This is a genomic window from Dactylosporangium sp. NPDC005572, from assembly GCF_040605515.1.
Lineage (GTDB): Bacteria > Actinomycetota > Actinomycetes > Mycobacteriales > Micromonosporaceae > Dactylosporangium.
This window is the reverse complement of record NZ_JBEXCY010000090.1, coordinates 24,195-43,825: the sequence shown is the minus strand read 5'-3', so window position 1 is coordinate 43,825 and position 19,631 is coordinate 24,195. Positions and strand designations below refer to the sequence as shown.

At 73.3% G+C, this 19,631-nt stretch carries 16 protein-coding genes and 1 tRNA gene; 7 read left to right on the top strand and 10 right to left on the bottom strand.

Annotated features, from left to right (window positions below; genetic code table 11):
• Positions 1 to 1,490: tyrosine-type recombinase/integrase (locus ABZS66_RS33810; protein WP_354764861.1), on the top strand; the 1,490-nt coding region annotated here is incomplete at its 5' end.
• Between the two features lie 73 nt (positions 1,491 to 1,563).
• Here the strand turns inward: ABZS66_RS33810 and ABZS66_RS33805 are convergent.
• Positions 1,564 to 1,639: transfer RNA gene (locus ABZS66_RS33805), tRNA-Thr, on the bottom strand.
• Between the two features lie 86 nt (positions 1,640 to 1,725).
• Between ABZS66_RS33805 and ABZS66_RS33800 the strand changes: the two genes are divergently transcribed.
• Positions 1,726 to 3,531, top strand: coding sequence for a metallophosphoesterase (locus ABZS66_RS33800; protein ID WP_354764876.1), 1,806 nt, complete (start codon positions 1,726 to 1,728; stop codon positions 3,529 to 3,531).
• Here the strand turns inward: ABZS66_RS33800 and ricT are convergent.
• From ricT to tmk, 6 genes are all read right to left on the bottom strand, one after another.
• Positions 3,528 to 4,364: a regulatory iron-sulfur-containing complex subunit RicT gene (ricT, locus tag ABZS66_RS33795; RefSeq protein ID WP_354764860.1), complete on the bottom strand. Its 837-nt coding sequence runs from the start codon at positions 4,362 to 4,364 to the stop codon at positions 3,528 to 3,530. The genes ABZS66_RS33800 and ricT overlap by 4 nt on opposite strands.
• Before the next feature lie 80 nt (positions 4,365 to 4,444).
• Entirely contained in the window at positions 4,445 to 6,550 is a 2,106-nt protein-coding gene (locus tag ABZS66_RS33790; RefSeq protein ID WP_354764858.1) for a xanthine dehydrogenase family protein molybdopterin-binding subunit, read from the bottom strand.
• 80 nt (positions 6,551 to 6,630) lie between these two features.
• Positions 6,631 to 7,626 carry a xanthine dehydrogenase family protein subunit M gene (locus ABZS66_RS33785; RefSeq protein WP_354764856.1) on the bottom strand — a complete coding sequence of 332 codons (996 nt, stop codon included), beginning with the start codon at positions 7,624 to 7,626 and terminating at the stop codon, positions 6,631 to 6,633.
• Positions 7,626 to 8,084, bottom strand: a complete 459-nt coding sequence (locus ABZS66_RS33780; RefSeq protein ID WP_354764854.1) for a (2Fe-2S)-binding protein — start codon at positions 8,082 to 8,084, stop codon at positions 7,626 to 7,628. Before ABZS66_RS33780 ends, ABZS66_RS33785 begins: the two co-directional genes overlap by 1 nt.
• Before the next feature lie 232 nt (positions 8,085 to 8,316).
• Entirely contained in the window at positions 8,317 to 9,507 is a 1,191-nt protein-coding gene (locus tag ABZS66_RS33775; protein WP_354764852.1) for a DNA polymerase III subunit delta', read from the bottom strand.
• A complete protein-coding gene (gene tmk, locus ABZS66_RS33770) occupies positions 9,504 to 11,618 on the bottom strand; it encodes a dTMP kinase (protein ID WP_354764874.1) in 2,115 nt (704 codons plus the stop codon). Before tmk ends, ABZS66_RS33775 begins: the two co-directional genes overlap by 4 nt.
• Before the next feature lie 125 nt (positions 11,619 to 11,743).
• On the opposite strand from tmk, the gene ABZS66_RS33765 reads away from it, so the two are divergent.
• Genes ABZS66_RS33765 through ABZS66_RS33745 form a run of 5 tightly spaced genes read left to right on the top strand, consistent with a single transcriptional unit; the run spans position 11,744 to position 15,592 of the window.
• Positions 11,744 to 12,949, top strand: coding sequence for an amino acid deaminase/aldolase (locus ABZS66_RS33765; RefSeq protein WP_354764850.1), 1,206 nt, complete (start codon positions 11,744 to 11,746; stop codon positions 12,947 to 12,949).
• 17 nt (positions 12,950 to 12,966) lie between these two features.
• Positions 12,967 to 13,875 carry an SAM-dependent methyltransferase gene (locus ABZS66_RS33760; protein WP_354764872.1) on the top strand — a complete coding sequence of 303 codons (909 nt, stop codon included), beginning with the start codon at positions 12,967 to 12,969 and terminating at the stop codon, positions 13,873 to 13,875.
• Positions 13,876 to 13,907: 32 nt separating this feature from the next.
• The gene (locus ABZS66_RS33755; RefSeq protein WP_354764849.1) at positions 13,908 to 14,168 is read left to right on the top strand and encodes a DUF6364 family protein; all 261 of its coding nucleotides are present in this window, start codon (positions 13,908 to 13,910) and stop codon (positions 14,166 to 14,168) included.
• Complete coding sequence (locus ABZS66_RS33750) at positions 14,155 to 14,445, top strand: type II toxin-antitoxin system PemK/MazF family toxin (protein WP_238015519.1); 291 nt, start codon at positions 14,155 to 14,157, stop codon at positions 14,443 to 14,445. The genes ABZS66_RS33755 and ABZS66_RS33750 overlap by 14 nt, the downstream gene beginning before the upstream one ends.
• A 10-nt stretch (positions 14,446 to 14,455) precedes the next feature.
• A complete protein-coding gene (locus ABZS66_RS33745) occupies positions 14,456 to 15,592 on the top strand; it encodes an NADH-quinone oxidoreductase subunit D (protein WP_354764847.1) in 1,137 nt (378 codons plus the stop codon).
• Between the two features lie 3 nt (positions 15,593 to 15,595).
• Here ABZS66_RS33745 and ABZS66_RS33740 read toward each other — a convergent pair whose 3' ends face one another.
• The 3 genes from ABZS66_RS33740 to ABZS66_RS33730 all read right to left on the bottom strand — a co-directional run bounded on the left by ABZS66_RS33740 (position 15,596) and on the right by ABZS66_RS33730 (position 19,629).
• Positions 15,596 to 17,659 carry a hypothetical protein gene (locus ABZS66_RS33740; RefSeq protein ID WP_354764845.1) on the bottom strand — a complete coding sequence of 688 codons (2,064 nt, stop codon included), beginning with the start codon at positions 17,657 to 17,659 and terminating at the stop codon, positions 15,596 to 15,598.
• Between the two features lie 141 nt (positions 17,660 to 17,800).
• Positions 17,801 to 18,781: a glycine betaine ABC transporter substrate-binding protein gene (locus tag ABZS66_RS33735; protein ID WP_354764843.1), complete on the bottom strand. Its 981-nt coding sequence runs from the start codon at positions 18,779 to 18,781 to the stop codon at positions 17,801 to 17,803.
• Positions 18,782 to 18,960: 179 nt separating this feature from the next.
• A complete protein-coding gene (locus tag ABZS66_RS33730) occupies positions 18,961 to 19,629 on the bottom strand; it encodes an ABC transporter permease (RefSeq protein ID WP_354764870.1) in 669 nt (222 codons plus the stop codon).
• Between the last annotated feature and the right edge of the window lie 2 nt (positions 19,630 to 19,631).

Sequence of the window (19,631 nt, the reverse complement as noted above, 5' to 3'; positions counted from 1 at the left end):
TGATGGCCGCGCGCCGCGGCAGGAACCCCGCCGGCCGCTACAAGATCTCACTCGGCAAGAACGGCAAGTGGCAGGCGTACCCGCGTGTGGGCACCCTGCCCAACGGCAGACCCAAGCGTGTCCACATCGAGCGGGACACCGCCGAGCAGGTCGCCGAGGCCATGCACGAGCTGTTCGAACGAGTCAAGGCCGCCGGCGGGACCGCGCCCAAGAAGATCGAGACCGTCAGCGAGTGGCTCGACCACTACCTCGAGCACATCGTCCGTCCGGTGAAGCCGCAGAGCACCTGGAAGGCGTACCGGTCGCTGGTCGAGACCTGGGCGAAGCCACACATCGGTGCGCGCCGGCTCGCCGGCACCCGCAACCAGCTCGAGCCGGAGCACCTCGACGGTATGTACAACGCCATGCGGAAGGGCGGTGGGCGCAAGGGCAAGGGCATGGCCGAGTCGAGCCTGGTCAAGATGCACGCCATCCTGAGCAAGGCGTTCGACGTGGCGGTCCGCCGCGGCCGCGCGCTGCGCAACGTGTGCGACCTCATCGAGGCGCCGACGGCCCGCAAGCGCAAGCCGGACGGCTACAGCGTCAAGGACGCCCAGGCGCTGCTCACGGCGGCAGCATCGGACCGGCTCGAGGCCCGCTGGTATCTCGGCATCCTCCTTGGGCCCAGACAGGGTGAGGCCCTCGGCATCCGCTGGCCACACCTCGACCTGACCGCCGTCGACGAGCACGGCGAACCCCGGCCACGGATCAACCTGCAGAAACAGACCCAGCGTGGAACGTGGCAGCACGGCTGCCAGGACCCGAGAGCGTGTGCCGCCCGGAAGTGCCGTACACGCCCGTGCGGCCCCAGCTGGGCGCACGGCTGCCCGGACCCGGGCGAGTGCAAGCGGAACCCCCGGTGGTGCCCAGAGCGGCTGCAGACGTCCTGCAGACGCCACCGGCGGGCTTGCCCGCCGCCCTGCCGACTCGGATGCACCAGGCACGCCATGCACTGCCCCGAGCGGGTCGACGGCGGCCTGCTCGAGGTCGACCTGAAGTCCGAGGGCTCCGTCCGAACGCTCTTCCCGCCGCCGCAGGTTGTCGACGCGCTCGAGCGCTGGCGACAGACCCAGATGCGGGAGGCCCAGGCGCGGGGCATGCGCTGGGACGACCAGGGCCACGTCTTCACCACGAAGGACGGTAAGCAACTGGATCCGCGCCGGGACTACGACGAGTGGAGAGCCCTCGCCCGGCGCGCCGGAGTGCCGATGAAACGGCTGCACGCCGCACGCCACACGGCCGCCACCCTGCTCGTCGCCACCGGCACCGACATCTCGGTGGTCCAGGACAACATGGGGCACGCCGACATCCGCACGGCCAGGGGGTACGTCGGGCCGGCCGAGGATCTCCAGCGGGAGGCCACGGCGCGGTTGGCGAACGCGCTGTTCGCCGGCGAGCTCGGCGCGATGCTGGCCGCGGCTCAGGCCGGGAGGACCACGCCCGGAGCCTAATGTCACGGTCTCCAGTCACAGAACGGCCCGGGAGTGATCTCCCGGGCCGTTCTGTTCGCCCTGGTGAGGGCGCTGGAGCCGCCTGACGGAATCGAACCGTCGACCTATTCATTACGAGTGAATCGCTCTGCCGACTGAGCTAAGGCGGCAACGGTTCACTAGTGTACGGCACGCTCCCCCGGGGTGCGCGAGGGGATTCCCGTTCTCGGGTGGCGCGGGTAACGTCCGGCGCGTGATGCCCGACGATATGCCGGCCGCGCCCGGGGAGTTGACGGCACAGCCCGGGGAGCCGCTGCTGCCGCTGCCCGACGAAGGGGACCTGCCGACCGTCGGTCGGCGGCCCACCGGGCTCGACCCGGACCAGATGGGGTTCACGCCCCGCCGGGCGGTGCCCTGGCTCAGTCCCGTGCTGCTCAGCGGCACCGCGGTCCGGGTGGTGCTGGCCGACCTCTTCGGCGCCTACCTCGACAAGCGGGAGCTCCAGGACGCGCTGCCGAGCCGGATCCTGCGGGAGTCGGCAGGGTTCAGCGGCGACGCCGACGGTGGCGACGACTGGCCCGACGGCGGGGAACTGTGGGTCGACTACATCGCCGACACCGGGGACGGGTTCAACGCCACCTACTCCGTGGCGTACCTCGCCGCGCAGGAGAGCCTGACCGTCGACGAGCAACAACTGCCGCGCGGCGAGGTGCTCGTGCTCGGTGGTGATCAGGTCTATCCGACCGCGAGCGGTCAGCAGTACGAGGACCGCTTCAAGGGGCCGTTCCGCGCGGCGCTGCCCGAGAAGCCGGCGAACCAGCCGCGGATGTACGCCGTGCCGGGCAACCACGACTGGTACGACGGGCTCACGGCGTTCCTGCGGCTCTTCGTCCGCAGCAACGAGGGCGCGGTCGGCGGGTGGCGGACGCGGCAGTCGCGGTCGTACTTCGCCGTCCAGCTGCCCAACCGCTGGTGGCTGCTCGGCACGGACGTGCAGGCGGGCGCCTACATCGACGATCCGCAGCTGCGGTACTTCAACCGGGCCGCCGCCCTCATGGGGCCGGGCGACAAGGTGATCATCTGCCCGCCGGCGCCGAGCTGGGTGGAGGCGGCGGAGGACCGCAAGGCCTACGACTCCCTCGACTACTTCGTGCGCACGGTCATCGCGCCGACCGGCGCCGACGTCCGGCTGATGATCTCCGGCGACCTGCACCACTACGCGCGGTACGAGCGGCCCGGCCGGCAGCTGATCACGTGCGGCGGCGGTGGTGCGTACCTGTACCCGACGCACGAGCTGCCCGAGATGATCGAGGTACCGCCGCGCCGCTCGCTGGTCCGCAACGCCTCGCCGACGCACGAGTTCGCGCTCGCCGCGGCCTACCCGACCAAGGCCCAGTCGCGGAGGCTGTCGCTCGGCGCCTTCTGGCGGCTGCCGTGGCGCAACCCGATGTTCCTGGGGCTGCTGGGGCTGCTGCAGACGCTGACCATGCTCGCGTTCGTCAACGCCGCCGACCGCGTGGTCTCCGGCGTCGAGCAGCGGCTGGTCACCGTGCCGGCCGTGCTGATGACCGTGATCGACGTGCTGGGCACCTGCCTGCTGGCCATGCCGCACACATCCGGCCAGCGCCGGCCACGACATTGGATCCTCGGCCTGCTGCACGGCGCCGCGTTCGTGGGGCTGGCGACCCTGGGCACGTGGGCGTGGCTCAGCCTTCCGTTCGTCGAGCAGTCGTGGCCGCTCCCGCTGCTGCTGGCGATCGTCCTGTACTTCCCGCTGTCCGCGATCGCCTCGGGTGAGCTGTTCGCGCTGTACCTCTTGATCGCCTCGAAGTTCGACGTGAACCTCAACGAGCTGTTCGCGGGTCAGGGCATCACCGGCTACAAGGGGTTCCTGCGGCTGCACTTCCGCGCCGACGGCGGGCTGACCATCTACCCGCTGGGCGTCAAGCGGACCGGCCACCGCTGGCACGCCTCGGCATCGACCCGCCCGGACGCGTCCTGGTTCGAGCCGCGGCGGCCACTGGAGGTACACCTGATGGAGAAGCCCATCACGATCGACTAACCGTGACGCTCCTCGTAGGCCTGCCGGGAGCCGCAGACCGAGGCGCGGCTGCAGGAGCAGCGGGAGCCGTCGGCGTCCATCCGCACGATGACCGAGTCCCGCGGCACGCTGTGCCCGACCACGCGACCGTCGCCGTCGGGCGTGGTCACGCGGGCGCCGACGGCCGGGGCCGTGGCCTGGAACTGTTGATACAGGGGATGTTCGTATTTGAGGCAACACATGAGCCGGCCGCAGGCGCCCGAGATGCGCAGCGGGTTGAGCGGGAGGTCCTGGTCCTTCGCCATCCGGATGGTGACCGGCTCGAAGTCGTTGAGGAACGTCGCGCAGCACAGGTCGCGGCCGCAGGAGCCGATGCCGCCCTGGACGCGGGCCGAGTCGCGGGCGCTGAGCTGGCGGAGCTCCACCCGGCAGTGCAGGGTCGCGCCGAGGTCGCGGACCAGCGACCGGAAGTCCACCCGATGGGGTGCGGTGAAGTAGATCGTCGTCCGCGCGCCCTGCCCGCCGGCGGAGTCGAGCACGTGGTCCACCGCGACGACCTTCATGGGCAGCTCGTGGCCGCGGATGAGCTTCTTCGCGGCGACCTTGGCCTCGGCCTTGCGCTTGCGCAGCAGCTCGTCGCGGCGCAGGTCGTCGTCGGCGGCCATCGCGACCAGCTTCGGGAAGCCCTCGGTCTCTTCGGTGACCCACTGGGCCGCCCACACGCACTCGGCCACCTCGGGGCCGTCGTCGGTGGGCACCAGCACCCGGTCGCCCACCTGGGGGCGCAGGTCACCGGGGTCGAAGTAGAACAGCCGGCCGTAGCGGTTGAAGCTCACCGCGCACAGCATGCCCATGGCTGATCACACTAACGCGCCGAGCGGCAGTTCCATATGGCCCGCCCCAGATGCCCGAAAAAATCCGATTCGACCCATTCCTACAGCAGGTCGGCGACCGTCACCGGGACGTGGCGGATTCTGCGGCCCGTGGCGTGGTGGATGGCGTTCACCACCGCCGGGACCACGCCGACCAGGGAGACCTCGCCCAGGCCCTTCACGCCGACCTCGTTCAGCAGCGGGTCGGGCTGGTCGACGAACTCCACCTCGATCGAGCCGACGTCGGCGTTCACCGTCACCGGGTAGTCCTCCAGCGTCGAGGTCACGAAGCCCCCGTACCGCTCGTCGACCTCCACCGTCTCGCGCAGCGCCGCGCCCAGGCCCCACACGACGCCGCCGCGGACCTGGCTCGCCGCCGTCACCGGGCTGGCCACGTGGCCGCAGTCGGCGATGCTCACCACGCGCGGGACGCGGACCCGGCGGGTGGTCGGTTCGACGTGGACCTCGACGAAGTGGGCGGCGAAGCTGTACGTCGTGAAGCCGGAGTACACCGGGCCGACGAGCGCCGGGGTGCCGGCCCGGCTGCGGTCCAGCGCCGCGGGCGGCTGGCCGGGGCCCAGGCCGACGGCCTCCACGGTGACGGACGCGCGTCCGCTGTGCGCCACGGCCGCGGCCACGTCCACCGGGCCGACGCCGGCCGTGCCGAGCTTCTTCCGCAGTTCTTGGAGCCCATGTTGTACCGCGGGCAGCGCGCTCGCCGTCCCCCACGAGCCGGCCGTCAGGTGCTGCGGCGCGACCGCGGTGTCGCCGATGACGACCGTGACGCTGTCGACGGGGAGGTCCAGGTCCCCGGCGACGAGGTACGCGATCGCCGAGCGGATGCCCTGCCCCATCTCGTGGCCGTCGACCGCGACGGTGACCCGGCCGTCGGCGCCGGCGCGGACGTGCGCGACGGCGGGCGAGACGTGCCCGGGGTACGCGCCGATCGCCACGCCGAACCCGACGCCGGTTCCCACCGCCGGCGGGCGGCGGTCCCAGCCGAACAGCTCGGCGCCGCGGCGCAGGCAGGTGCCGACGTGCCGGGACGAGAACGGCTGCCCGGTGAGCGGGTCGGTCACCGTGTCGTTGGCCAGGCGGAACTCCACCGGGTCGCGGCCCAGCCGCTCGGCCAGCTCGTCGATCGCCACCTCGAACGCGAACGCGGCGGGCGACTCGTACGGCGCCCGCATGTAGCCCGGCGTCTGCGTGTCGGTGCGGACCAGCGTCTGCGGGCCGTGGAAGGCCGGCACGCCGTAGAGGCGGGCCGTGAGCTCGGTATAGGCGGCCGGGAAAAGGTCGTACCGGGACGTCTGCTGCTCCACCTCGTGCACGGCGGCGGTGAGCTTGCCGGTGGCGTCGGCCCCGAGGCGCACCCGGTGCCGGGTGGCCGGGCGGAAGCTGCACTGGTGGAACGCCTGCTGGCGGGTCAGCGTCAGCTTGACCGGCCGGCCGAGCCGCCGGGCGGCGACGGCGAGCGGCGCGATGTGCGACTGCAGTGCGTTCTTCTGGCCGAACCCGCCGCCGGTGACCGTGGCCACCACCCGGATCCGGCTCGGGTCGAGGCCGAGCTGGTGGGCCAGGCCGCCGCGGACCGCCCCGGCGTTCTGCGTGCCCTCGTGCACGACCAGTTCGTCGCCCGACCACTCGACGGTGCTGCCGAACAGCTCCATCGGCACCGCGTTCTGCGCCGGATGCTCGAACACGCCCTCGACCGTGACGGCGCTCGCCGCGAGCGCGGCCTCGGGGTCGCCGACGCTCGGCTCGTCGGGCTGCCGGACGCGGTCGCCGGCGTCGAGCGTGACCTCGACCGGCTCCTCCTCGTACTCGGCCGTGACCAGGTTCGCCGCCTCGGCCGCCGCGTGCGGGGTCTCGGCGACGACCAGCGCGATGGGCTCGCCGCGGTACGCGATCCGGTCGTCGGTCATCGGCTGCAGGCTCTGGAACGAGAAGCCGCCGGTCATGAGGAACCCGGGCGGCTCCACATCGACGTGGGTCAGCACCAGCAGCACGCCTGGCACCGCCGAGGCGCGTGAGGTGTCCACGGACAGCACCCGGCCCCGCCCGATCGTGGCCGGCACCAGCACCGCGTGGGCCTGGGCCGGTCGATCGGTGCCGTACCGCGCGGCCCCGGTCACCTTCGAGATCGCATCAACCCGTACCTGCGTCATGCCTGCTCCGCTTCGCTCCGGCTGCATGCCTTTCGAACTGTGCTCATGATGAGCGGCCCCTCCGCTCCGCTCCGGACCGCTCATGCCGGCTCCTCCCGCTCGGCGGCGATCCGCAGCGCGTCGGCGACGGTGCGGACGCCCAGCTCGATCTTGAAGCCGTTCCGGCTGCCCGGCCGCGCACCGGCGAACGCCAGCTCGCCGGCCCGCCGCACGCCCTCGGCGGTGAGCGGGCCGCCGACCAGGGACCGCTCGGCCTCGGCGGCGCGCCAGGGCCGGGTGGCGACCCCGCCGAGCCCGATCCGGCAATCCAGCACGGCGCCGTCGCCGTCGCGGGTCACGCCCACGGCTGCGGAGGCCAGCGCGAACGCGTACGACTCGCGGGGCCTGATCTTCAGGTAGGTCGAGGCGCGCATCGCGGGCGTCAGCGGTACCCGGATGCGCCGGATCAGCTCGTCGGGCTCCAGCGTGTGCTCGCGGGCCGGCTCGGCGCCCGGCGCCCGGTGCAGCTCCGCGATCGGCACGACCCGCTCGCCCCGCGGGCCGACCACGTCGACCAGCCCGTCGAAGGCGATCAGCGCGACGGCCAGGTCGCCCGGGTAGGTGGCGATGCAGGCGTCGCTGCCGCCCAGGACGGCGTGGGTCGTGTCGACGCCTCCGATGGCATCGCAGCCGCTCCCCGGTTCGCGCTTGTTGCAGCGGTACTGCGGGCCGCCGCGGAAGTACCAGCAGCGCGTCCGCTGCAGCAGGTTCCCGCCCAGCGTCGCCATGTTGCGCAGCTGCTGCGACGCCGCGAGCCCCAGGGACTCGGCCAGCGCCGGGCACGACCCCTGCACCACCGGGTGCTCTGCGGCATCGGCCATTCGCACGCCTGCTCCCAGTACAACTTCCGCATCTGTCTGAAGGATCTGCTGAATCTCCTCGATGTCCCGGATGTCGACGACCGACGCCGGGGTCTCGACCTCCAGGCGCATGAGGTCGTAGAGGGTGGTGCCGCCGGCGAGTGGCCGGGCCCCGCGGTCCAGGGCCGCCACGGCCTCGGCGACGGTGCCGGCGGTCTGATAGGCGAACGGTCGCATCACGCCACCTCACGGACCGCTTGGAGGATGCCGGCGTACGCGCCGCACCGGCAGATGTTGCCGCTCATGTACTCGCGCGCGCTGTCGTCGTCCCCGGCGTGCCCCTCGGCGATGCAGGCGATCCCGGACATGATCTGCCCCGGTGTGCAGTACCCGCATTGGAGGGCGTCGTGCTCCACGAACGCCCGCTGCAGCGGATGCAGCCCGTCGCGCCCGATCCCCTCGATGGTGGTGACCTCGTGCCCGGCGGCCTGCACGGCCGGCGTCAGGCAGGACACCACCCGCCGCCCGTCGAGATGGACGGTGCAGGCCCCGCACTGCCCCTGGTCGCACCCCTTCTTGGTGCCGAACAGCGCGAGCCGCTCGCGGAGCACGTCGAGCAGCGACTCCCGGGGGTCCAGGGTGAGCTTGTGGCGTTCCCCGTTGACGCCGAACGCCACGCTGAGTTCATTGGCCACGCCTGCCAAGGTCCCGCAGTCGCCCACGGGTGGAAGGGCTCCTCACCCGGGACGTCGCCTGGAAGGTCACCTCCGCGGTGTCCCGGACGTCGTAGGGGCGTCCCTGTCCCCTGCTTTCCTGGAGGGCTCCCATGCCCCGGCTTCCCGACCCCGCAACCCTGATTCCCGAGCTGCCCGACCTGGCCGCGACCATGTTCAAGGCGGCGGGCAACGGGCTGCTGCGGCGACCGGGTCAGCCGCGCCAGAGGGAGAGCATCATGGCCTCCACCGCGATCCTCGGCTTCACGTTGGCCTCGATCGCGGTGCGGCACTCCAGGATCGCCTCCAGGCGGCGCAGCGCGCTCTCCGCGGGCCACTTCTCGGCCGCGGCCGAGGCCAGGTCGTCGGCGTCGGCGTGGACCGGGGCCACGGACGCCTGGAAGGAGTGGACCAGCACGTCGCGGTAGAAGCCGGCCAGGTCGACCAGTGCGCGGTCCAGGGCGTCCCGCTGGGCTCTCGTGGCTCGGGACCGCTGGCGGCGCTCCAGGTCCTTCAGCTGGCCGGCCGAGCCGCGGGCGGCGCCCGCGGCGCCCTTGCCGGTGCCGCCGGCGCCCAGGGCGGTCTCCAGGGCCGCGCGCTCCTTGGCGTCCGTCTCGGTCACCGATGCGGACGCCTCGGCCTCGGCCGCCTCGATGAGGGCGCTCGCGGCGTCGAACGCGGCGCCGATGCCGGTGAGCCGGCGGGGCACGGCGAGCACGGCGTCGCGGCGGGTGCGGGCCTGCGGGTCGCGGGCCAGGCGGCGGGCGCGGCCGACGTGGCCCTGGGCCGCGGCGGCGGCCCAGGCCGCGGTCTGGTCGTCGGTGCCGTCGCGGCGGCGCAGGACCTCGGCGATGGCGTCGGCCGGGGGCTGCCGGAGCGGGACCACGCGGCAGCGGGAGCGGATGGTGACCGAGATGTCGTCGGGGTGGGTGCTCGGCGTGCACAGCAGGAAGACCGTGCGAGGCGGGGGCTCCTCGACCGCCTTGAGCAGCGCGTTGCCGGCCGCCTCGGTGAGGCGGTCGGCGTCCTCGACCAGCAGGACCTGCCAGCGGCCCTGGGTCGGTGAGCTGGCCGCGCGCAGCACCAGGGCGCGCATCTCGCCGACCGCGATCGACAGGCCCTCGGGCACCACGAACCGCACGTCGGCGTGGGTGCCGGCGAGCGTGGTGTGGCAGGCCTGACACGCGCCGCAGCCGCCGTTGGGGCACTGGAGCGCGGCCGCGAACGTGCGGGCGGCGACCGACCGGCCGGAGCCGGGCGGGCCGGTGAACAGCCAGGCGTGGGTCATGCCCTGCCCGTCCTGCGGCTGGCCGCGCACGATCGCGTCGGCCGCGGCGACGGCTCGGCTCATCGTCGCGACCGCGTCGGGCTGGCCGACCAGCTCGGCGAAGACGGGTGGGGTCATCCCTTGTCGCCCGTCAGCGTGGTCACCGTCTCGGCCGCGTCCTCCAGGATCTCTTCCAGGTCGTGCTCCTCGCCGGGCATGAGGTGCCGCACCCGCTGGAGGACCCCGGCGGCCAGGGCGTCGATCGAGTTGGTGGCGTCGAGCACCAGGTAGCGGCTCGGGTCGGCCGAGGCCAGGTCGAGGAACGCGTAGCGGACCCGCTCGTGGAAGGCGAGGGACTCACTCTCCAGGCGGTCGGCGTCGCCGCGCTTGCCGGCCCGCGAGAGTCCGACGGACGGCTCGAGATCCAGCAGTACCACAAGGTCGGGCTTCAACCCGCCGGTCGCCCACTTCGACAGCCAGGAGACCTCGTCGACCGGCAGGGTCCGGCCGGCGCCCTGGTAGGCGAGGGAGGAGTCGACGTAGCGGTCGCTGATGACCACGGCGCCGCGGTTGAGCGCCGGGCGGACCACCGACGCCACGTGGTGCGCGCGGTCGGCAGCGTAGAGCAGCGCCTCGGCCTTCGGCGTCAAGTCTCCGCCGGTGTCCTCGGGGTGGTCGAGCACCAGGCTGCGGATCCGTGTGCCGATCGGGGTCGCGCCGGGCTCGTGGGTGACCACGACGTCGCGACCGATCTTGCGTAGGGCCTCGGCCAACTGCTGGACCTGGGTCGACTTGCCGGCGCCCTCGCCGCCCTCGAACACGATGAACAGCCCCTGCGCGGCCTTCGGCTCGGCCGGGGTGAGCGGGCGGCCGCGCACCGAGCCGATGAGGTCGGCCAGGATCGGCACGCCCCTCTTGTCGTCCATCTGGCGCAGCGCGAACAGGCCGGCCAGCACGCCGAACACGCCGGCGACCGCCAGCAGCGGCCGGGTGCTGGAGATGTCATACCGCGTGAGGCCCAGGTTGAGGGTGAACGTGCCGCCCGCGCCGACGATGACGCTGGACAGCGACACGGCGAGCATGAGCACCACCCGGGTGCCCATCTGCACGAACGCGAACGCCCGGCCGCGCATGTCGTCGGCGACCTCGCCGCCGAGCAGCGTGGTGCCGGACAGGAACGCCATGCCGGCGCCGACGCCGACCAGCAGCGCGCCGGCGACCGCGACCACCAGGTGGGTGGCCAGGGCGAGGATCAGCACCGAGCCGGCGGCCAGGATGATCGACAGGCCGAACCAGCGGCGGCGGGACAGCGCGCCGACGAGCCGCGGGCCGGCTGCGATGCCGACCCCGAGGCCCAGGAACAGCACGCCGAAGAGCAGGTAGAAGGCGCCGTTGCCGGCGCTCAGCGACACGGCGTAGAAGGGCGCGGTGCCGACGACCACGCCGCCACCGGCGAAGGCGCCGAAGATGCCGAGGACCAGGCCGCGCACCAGCGGGGTGCGGCTGACGAACGCCCACCCCTGGGTGAACTCCTTGAGCATGCCGGCCTTGCGCTCGACCCCGGCGGTGCGGCGGCCGCTGATCTCCTTGATGCCGAAGAACACGGTCAACGCGGTGGCCAGGAACGTCATCGCGTTGAACCACAGCGCCAGGCTGCTCGCCGCCGCCCAGCGCGGCTCGTCGGGGCCGAAGATGCCCAGGACCAGCCACTGCAGGGCGAGCAGCACGAGCGCGGCGGCGACCGGGGTGATGCCGTAGGTCGTGGCGAGGGTCAGCTGGTTGGCCGTCTCCAGCCGGGCGCGGGGCAGCAGGTTGGGGACCGCCGCCTCCTTGGCCGGCGTCCAGATCATCGCGACCGTCTCGATGACGAACGTCGCGATCGCCGTCCAGGCGACCACCAGTGCGCCGTCGTCGACGACGAGCGCCGCGGCCGGGATCGAGGCGAAGAAGGTGAACCGCAGCAGGTCGCAGACGACCATCGTGAAGCGGCGGTCGAACCGGTCGGCGAACACGCCCGCGACGGGGCCGAGCACCAGGGCCGGCAGCAGGCGGACGGCGATGACCGAGCCGAAGGCCACACCCTGGGCGGCCGTGTTGGACACCTGGGCCGCCGCGAAGGTGGAGGCGGCGAGCAGGCCGAGCCAGTCACCGAGCGACGACAGGCCCAGCACGGCCCACAGCCGCCGGAAAGCCCGGATGCGTAGAACCGCCTTCAGTTCCCCCAGCCCGGACAGGTCACTGCTGGCGATGACGCACCTCCTCCGTGGTTCCTACGGTAATCACGCTACAGGTCCCCCGTACCGCCTCACCCGGCCAGGCACGCCGATGGACGCGAGGTTCTTTCACTTTCCCGTGGCGCTCGGTACGGTGAGTCGTGTCCAGCTCCCGTGCCGCCCAGCGGGCCCGCTACGACCGGGCCACGGCCGACCTCGATCCACCCTTCGCCATCGTCGACCTCGACGCCTTCGACGCCAACAGCGCGGCGCTCGTCGGGCGGGCGGCGGGCAAGCCGCTACGGGTGCCCAGCAAGTCGGTGCGGGTGCGCGCGCTCATCGAGCGGGCGCTGGGCCAGCCGGGCTGGCGCGGCATCATGGCGTTCACCCTTCCGGAGGCCATCTGGCTGGCCGGGAGCGGCCACGACGACGTCCTGGTGGCGTACCCGACGGCCGACCGCGGCGCGCTGCGCCGGCTGGCCGGCGACGAGAAGCTCGCCGCGAGCGTGACCGTGATGGTGGACAACACCGCGCAGCTCGACTTCGTCGACGCCGTGGTGCCGGCCGACCGGCGGGCCGCCCCGGTCCGGGTGTGCATCGACCTCGACGCCTCCTGGCGACCGGCCCGCGGGGTGCACATCGGCGTGCGTCGCTCCCCCGTCCACAGCGCCCGGCAGGCCGGCGAGCTGGCCGCCGCGATCGCCGCGCGGCCCGGGTTCCGGCTGGTCGGCGTGATGTCGTACGAGGCGCAGATCGCCGGGCTCGGCGACGCGCCGCCCGGCCGCCCGGTGCGCGGCGCGCTCATCCGGCTCATCCAGTCCCGCTCGTTCCCCGAGCTGGTGGCCCGCCGTGGCGCGGTCGTCGCCGCCGTGCGCGAGCACGCCGACCTGGAGTTCGTCAACGGCGGCGGCACGGGCAGCGTGGCGGCCACGGCCGGCGACCCCGCGGTCACCGAGGTGGCCGCCGGCTCCGGGCTGTTCGGGCCCTGGCTGTTCGACGGGTACCGCAGGTGGCGCCCCCAGCCCGCCGCGTTCTTCGCGCTCACCGTGGTCCGGCGGCCCGACCCGCGGCACGCGACCGCGCTCGGCGGCGGGTGGATCGCCTCGGGCGAGACGTCGCCGACCCGCCAGCCACTGCCCTGGCTGCCGGAAGGACTCGAGCTCATCGGTACCGAGGGCGCCGGCGAGGTCCAGACCCCGCTGACCGGCCCCGGCGCGGCCGGTCTGCGCGTCGGCGACCGGGTGTACTTCCGCCACAGCAAGGCGGGCGAGCTGTGCGAGCACGTGAACGAGGTGCACCTGATCTCGGGCGACACGATCGTGGACGTGGTGCCGACCTACCGCGGTGAGGGCAGAGTGTTCCTGTGATCCGGTGGCGGCAGGCGATGGAGTCCGCGCTCTACGGCGCCGACGGCTTCTTCGTCCGGTCCGCACCGGCCGAGCACTTCCGGACCAGCGCGCTCGCCTCGCCGCTGTTCGCCGGCGCCCTGGCGACGCTGCTGGTCCGGCTGGACGAGGCGCTGGACCGCCCGGCCCGGCTCGACCTGGTCGACGTCGGCGCCGGCCGCGGTGAGCTGCTGCTGGGCATCCTGGCCGCGCTGCCGGACGACGTGCTGCGGCGGGTCGCGCCGGTCGGCGTGGAGCGGGCGCCGCGGCCGGGTGGGCTGCCCGGCCGGGTGGGCTGGGCCGACACCCCACCGGCGGGCGTCACCGGCCTGCTGGTCGCCACCGAGTGGCTGGACAACGTCCCGCTCGACCTCGTGGAGATCGACGAGGACGGGCGTCCGCAGTACCTCCGGGCCGACCTCACGCCGTCCGGGGAGCCGCTCGACGCCGCCGACGCCGAGTGGCTGGACCGGTGGTGGCCCGTCCGGGACCTGCCGCCCGGCGCGCGGGCCGAGATCGGACTGCCGCGCGACCTCGCCTGGGCGGCCGCCGTCGCCGGGGTGGAGCGCGGGCTGGCCCTCGCCGTCGACTACGGGCACACGCTGGGCGAGCGGCCGCCGCTCGGGACGCTGACCGGGTTCCGGGACGGGCGGGAGGTCGCGCCGGTCGCCGACGGGAGCTGCGATCTCACCGTCTCCGCGGCGCTGGACTCCCTGGAGCACGACCTGCTGCTCGACCAGCGGCAGGCGCTGCACCTGCTGGGGGTCGACGGGCGGCGGCCGCCGCTCGCGCTGGCCTCGTCGGACCCGGCCGGCTACGTGCGCGCGCTGGCCCGGGCCGGCGCCGCGGCGGAGCTGACCGACCCGGCGGGCCTCGGTGGGCACCGATGGGTCATGCGGTGGGTATGACAATCGGTCATACCAGGGGTACCGTGGAAGCCATGACGGCCAAGGTGACACTGTCCTTCTCGGACCAGACCATCGCCGACGCCCGCCACTGGGCGGAGCGCGACGGCGTCTCGCTCAGCGCATGGATCGACCGGGCGGCCCAGGAGCGCGCCCTACGGTCGATCTTCACCGCCCATGCCGAGGCGGTGCGGCGGGCCAAGCTCGACCTCGACGCGATCGCGCTGGCCGACGAAGAGGAGATCGCGATCGTGGACGCCGAGGTCTTCAGCGGTCGCCGTCGTGCAGCGCGGTGAGGTCTGGCTGATCAAGGGTGCCCGCGAGCGGCTCGGCCTGATCATCAGCTCCGACGTGTTCAACAGCACCGACGTGCCGGTGGTGATCGTCGCCGAGGTCACCGACCAGGAGGAGCTGCGCGACTCCCCGCTGGCCGTCGAGCTCGACGACCTCGTCGTCATGCCCGACCGGCTCTCGTCGCCGCTGAAGCGGTGGTTCGTCGAGCGGGTCGCGGTGGCGGACACCAGCACGATGCACAACGTCTCGCGGGCGCTGCGCATCCTCCAGGACTTGTAGTCTCGCCAGTATGACCACGGAGCTGACGGTCGGGACGGGCACCGGGCTCGACACGGCCGACATGGTGCTCAACATCGGCCCGCAGCACCCGTCGACGCACGGGGTGCTGCGGCTGCGGCTGGTGCTCGACGGCGAGCGGGTGGTCAGCGCCGAGCCGATCATCGGGTACATGCACCGCGGCGCCGAGAAGCTCTTCGAGGTCCGCGACTACCGGCAGATCATCATGCTGGCCAACCGGCACGACTGGCTGTCGGCGTTCTGCAACGAGCTCGGCGTGGTGCTCGCCGTCGAGCGGCTGATGGGCATGGAGGTGCCGGAGCGCGCGGTCTGGCTGCGCACGGCGCTGGCCGAGCTCAACCGGGTGCTCAACCACCTGATGTTCCTCGGCTCCTACCCGCTGGAGATCGGCGCCATCACGCCCATGTTCTACGCGTTCCGGGAGCGCGAGACCATCCAGACCGTCCTCGAAGAGGCGTCCGGCGGGCGGATGCATTACATGTACAACCGCGTCGGCGGGCTGAAGGAGGAGGTCCCGGCGGGCTGGACCGGCCGCGCCCGGGCGGCGATCGACCAGGTCCGCCGCCGCCTGCCCGACCTCGACAACCTGATCCGGCGCAACGAGATCTTCCTGGCCCGCACGGTCGGCGTCGGAGTGCTCACCGCCGCCGACGCGGCCGCCTACGGCGCCTCCGGCCCGGTCGCCCGCGCCTCGGGCCTGGACTTCGACCTGCGCCGCGACGAGCCGTATCTGGCCTACGGCGAGCTGGACGTCCCCGTCGTCACCCGCACCGCCGGCGACTGCCACTCTCGGTTCGAGGTGATGCTCGACCAGGTGTACGTGTCGCTGGACCTCGCGCAGGCCTGCCTCGACCGGGTCGACACCCTCACCGGACCCGTCAACGTCCGGCTGCCGAAGGTGGTCAAGGCGCCGGAGGGCCACACCTACGCCTGGACCGAGAACCCGCTGGGCATCAACGGCTACTACCTGGTGTCGCGCGGCGAGAAGACCCCGTGGCGGCTGAAGCTGCGCACGGCGTCGTACTCCAACGTCCAGGCACTCTCGACGCTGCTGCCGGGCACGCTGGTGCCCGACCTGATCGCGATCCTGGGCTCGATGTTCTTCGTCGTCGGCGACGTCGACAAGTAGCGCTCAGCGCCAGCGGTCGTCGCTGCCCTCGAAGTCGACGATCTGCCGGGTCGCGCGGCCGCGGGGCTCGTCGCGGGCGCCGTTCCAGCCGTAGTCCTCGTCGTCGTCGCGGGCGCGGCGCGAGACGCGCTCCTCGTCGCGGCCCGGGTTGGTCAGGCTGGGCGTCCAGCGCGAGGCGGGCTCGGCCGGCGCGGCGGGCAGTGCCGCCTGGGCGCCGGGCAGGCTCTGCCGGTCGCGGCGGACCTCGGACCAGCGGGTGCCGCCGGCCTCGTCCCGGCGGGCCTCCTCGTAGCTGCTCTCCGACCACTGGGCGGCCGGGCGGCCCTCGTCGCGGGCCCGGTGGCCGTCGTCGGCGCGGCCCCATCCGTTGGCCCGGTCGGCGCCGCGCTCGCGGTCGACGCTGCGGGCCAGCTCGCGGGCGGTGCGCTCGGCCCAGTCGGCGGCGTCGGCGCGGCCCGGGCGGTCCGGGCGGTCCGGGCGCTCGCTCCAGTCGTCGTCGGCGGCCCGGCGGCGGCCGACCTGCCCGCTGCGGTCGTCGGCCTGGGCGGCCTGGGCGGCCTGGGCGGCCTGGGCGGCCTGGGCGGCCCGGTCGGCCCGGTCGGCGCGGCCGGTGCGCTCGCGCCAGTCATCGCTCTCCGCGGCCCGGCCGCCGCCGCGCTCGCGCCAGTCGTCGTTGCTGTCCACGGCGCGGCCGCCGGAGCGCTCCCGCCAGTCGTCGGCCTCGGCTGCGCGGCCGGTGCGCTCGCGCCAGTCATCGCTCTCCGCGGCCCGGCCGCCGGTGCGCTCGCGCCAGTCGTCATTGCTGTCCACGGCGCGGCCGCGGTGGTCGCTGTTGCCGTGGCGGGCCGGGCGGTCCTCCGCCGGCTCGCGGTCGGACCAGTCCTGGCGCGGGGTCTCGCCGGACGCCCAGTCGCGCTCGCGGTCGCGGCGCGCGGCCGAGCGGCGCGGGCCGTCGCGGCGGGCGGCGTCGGCGTCCTCCTCGGGGTAGTACTCCTCGTGGCGGACGGTCGCCCAGCGGTCCTCGATGCGCACGTGGGTGCCGGTCTCGTCGGCGTGCACCGACGCGCGGCGCTCGCCCATGCGCAGCTCGCGGCCGCGGTCGTCGTCGTGGACGGAGGCCCAGCGGTCCGTCGTGCGGACGCCGGTCACGTTGCCCTCGTCGTCCGGGTCGTACGCGCGCCGCCGGCCGCCGTGCTGGCCCTCGGCCTCGCCGCGGGACGCCCGCTCGCGGAGCAGCTGCTCGGACCAGGACTCCTCGCGGGGCGGCTCGGCCCGCTCCACCCACTCCGAGCGCTCGGACCGCTCGGACCGCTCGGACCGCTCGGTCCACTCCGAGCGCTCGGAGCGCTCGGTGCGGCTGATCCGCTCCTCGCGGCCGCGCTGGCCGCCGCGGTCGGCCGGGGCGCCGTGGGGCGCGCGGCCCTTGTGCCACTCGGCGGGCTCGGGGCGGCCCGGGCGGTCGGTGGGGATGCGCTCGGAGACCCGCTCGGAGCGGTCGGGGCGGCGCTGCTGCGGGATCTCGGGGCGGGCGCCGTAGACGGTGCCGCCGCCGCGCTGGTCGGCCGGGTCGACGACCATCGTCTTGGTGGTCACCACGGTCTCGGTGTGCCGGAGCACGCCCGGCGGCACGGCGGCCGAGCCGGTGGGGTGGTGCGGCGGCGGAGCCGCCTGGTGCGCCTGGGCCCGCTCGAGCTGCCCGCGCATCACGTCGACCTGGTTGCGCAGCGCGTCGACGGTCTCGTGCAGCACGCCGACGCGCTCGCTGAGCTGGCCGTGGGTCTGCCGGGCGGCGTGGGTGATGTCGCCGCGGATGTCGTCGCGCAGCTGGTCGAGCTCGTCGTAGACGAAGTCCTCGACATCGCCGCGGGAACCCTCGCGGCGCAGGGCGATCGACAGCCCGATGAGCAGGACGACGAGGACGGCCAGCACTGCCGCCACCTGCAGGACGAACCCGTCCCCGATCAGCAGCAACAATGCGGCCAGCGGAGTGAGGCCGACCCCTGACCAGAAGAGGATCTGGAGGAGCTTGGCGCTCCGCAGCCCCCCGGGGGGTTCCGTGGCCGGCATGAGCACAGACCTTACGCGGTCTTCATCACAAGCGAAATGCCCGCCCATCCCCGGTTCTGGACCAGGGATGGGCGGGCATTCGGCGACCTGGAACCGGCGGCCTAGCTGACTTGGTCGGGGCCTATCGGCTCTTGACCCGGCCTAGCCGAGCGAGCCGTCGGACGAGAAGATCAGCGCGATCGAGGCGTTGCCCTTCTTCAGCGCGTCCTTGCTCTGCGGGCCGCCGGCGTCGAGGCTGAGCACCTTGCCGAACTCGATGCCGTACGTCTTCGTGAGACCCGGCTGGCAGAACGGCCGCTGCGGGCACTCCGCCGGACCGCCCAGGACGGTGTCCTTGCCGGAGCACTTGGCGGCGAAGTCGCTCAGCGTCTTGAGGCCGTGCTTGCTGGCGAACTCGGTGGTGACCGCGAACGCGTTCTGGTCGGCCGCCTTCGACGCCTTGCCGAAGGTCAGGCCCTGCTTGGTGCCGAGGTCCTTCAGCGCGGTGACGGTCTTGTCGAGGTCACCCGAGGCGAGCGGCGTGGCCGAGGCCCCGTTGACCTGGCCGTTGATGAACTCGGTCAGGGTGCCGGCGTACTCGGGGACGACCTGCAGGTCACCCTTGGTCAGCTGGCCGAGGTACACCTCGCGCTTGCCGATCGTCTGGACCGAGGCGTCGTAGCCGGCGGCGTCGAGGACGATCTCGTAGAGGGCGCCGAGCGTGGCGCTCTCCGAGAAGTCCGCGGCGCCGATCTTGATCGGGCCGCTCTTGGTCTTCTGGATGCCGCTGGTCAGGTTCTCCGCCTTGGCGAAGTCCTCGGCGGCGACCTTCGAGGTCTTGCGGTCGACGTCGACCGCCTTGTTGAGCTGGACGAGCTTCTCCGTGGTGAGCGCGTCGGAGACCTTGTCCAGCGCGGCGATCAGGGCCGGGTCGGCGGCCTTCGTGTTGATCGCCGGGATGATGTTGTCAGCTGTCTGCAGCTTCTTGTCGTCGTCGAGGACGACCAGCTTCTCGCCGGCGACGGGGGCACAGCCGGCCCCGCTGACGCTCGGCGGCGCCTGGGTGCCGGAGGAGCCCTCATCGCCACAGGCAGCGAGGCCCAGGGCGGAGAGGCTCAGTAGCACCCCGAGCGTGGCGCGCATGGCAGTTCGCAAAATGGCCCGCCTTCCGTGTCCCGGCGCGATCACGATGACCGGCCGCGTGTCCGACGGGCGGCGCTATCGGCAATGAAGCCCGCCCGCTCCTGAATAGGCAACTCCGCCGATGGAAATTCGGCAACCGCAAGCAGGCACGTTTTCGTAACAACCGGTTGCGCGAGCGCTCACGAACGGCCCGTGGCCTGCCGAAGTACCTTCGGTGTGACCTTGCGCTCCACCAGCGCCATCAGCCCGTCGATGAGCAGCGCGAGGCCGGCGACGAGCACCGCTCCGGCGAGGATCTGGCCGCCGTGGCCGGGGCCGAGGCCGAAGCCCGCCGAAATGATCATGCCGAGGCCGCCGCCGTTGACCGCGGTCGCCAGCGTCGCCGTCGCCACCACCTGGGTGGTCGCGATCCGCAGGCCGGTGGCCAGGTACGGCACCGCGAGCGGCAGTTCGACCCGCCACAGCCGCTGCACCGAGGTCATGCCCACGCCGCGGGCCGCGTCGCGCACCTCGGGGTCGATCTGGCGCATCCCGGTGTACGCGTTGGCGAGCAGCGCGGGGAGCGTGAACACGGCCAGCGACACGATCACCGACGGCTTGCCGAGCCCGAGCGGGCTGATCGACAGGATGGTCAGCAGCGCCATCACCGGAACGGCCTGGGTGAGGTTCGACAGCAGGACGATGACGCCGGAGGCGGTACCGCGCCGCCCCAGCGTGATGCCGAGCGGCCACGCGACCAGGCAGCCGAAGAGCACCGCGAGCACCGAGATCTCGATGTGCTCGCGCAGCCGCTCCAGGATGCCGCCAGGGTTCGTCCAGTTCAGCGGGTCGTTGAACCAGACGAACATGT

Excerpts from the sequence above, each read along its gene's own strand:
- ABZS66_RS33800 (WP_354764876.1), top strand. The coding sequence starts at position 1,726 with ATGCCCGACGATATGCCGGCCGCGCCCGGGGAGTTGACGGCACAGCCC.
- ricT (WP_354764860.1), bottom strand. The coding sequence starts at position 4,364 with ATGGGCATGCTGTGCGCGGTGAGCTTCAACCGCTACGGCCGGCTGTTC.
- ABZS66_RS33790 (WP_354764858.1), bottom strand. The coding sequence starts at position 6,550 with ATGACGCAGGTACGGGTTGATGCGATCTCGAAGGTGACCGGGGCCGCG.
- ABZS66_RS33785 (WP_354764856.1), bottom strand. The coding sequence starts at position 7,626 with ATGCGACCGTTCGCCTATCAGACCGCCGGCACCGTCGCCGAGGCCGTG.
- ABZS66_RS33775 (WP_354764852.1), bottom strand. The coding sequence starts at position 9,507 with ATGACCCCACCCGTCTTCGCCGAGCTGGTCGGCCAGCCCGACGCGGTC.
- ABZS66_RS33760 (WP_354764872.1), top strand. The coding sequence starts at position 12,967 with ATGGAGTCCGCGCTCTACGGCGCCGACGGCTTCTTCGTCCGGTCCGCA.
- ABZS66_RS33755 (WP_354764849.1), top strand. The coding sequence starts at position 13,908 with ATGACGGCCAAGGTGACACTGTCCTTCTCGGACCAGACCATCGCCGAC.
- ABZS66_RS33745 (WP_354764847.1), top strand. The coding sequence starts at position 14,456 with ATGACCACGGAGCTGACGGTCGGGACGGGCACCGGGCTCGACACGGCC.
- ABZS66_RS33740 (WP_354764845.1), bottom strand. The coding sequence starts at position 17,659 with ATGCCGGCCACGGAACCCCCCGGGGGGCTGCGGAGCGCCAAGCTCCTC.
- ABZS66_RS33735 (WP_354764843.1), bottom strand. The coding sequence starts at position 18,781 with ATGCGCGCCACGCTCGGGGTGCTACTGAGCCTCTCCGCCCTGGGCCTC.
- ABZS66_RS33730 (WP_354764870.1), bottom strand. The coding sequence starts at position 19,629 with ATGTTCGTCTGGTTCAACGACCCGCTGAACTGGACGAACCCTGGCGGC.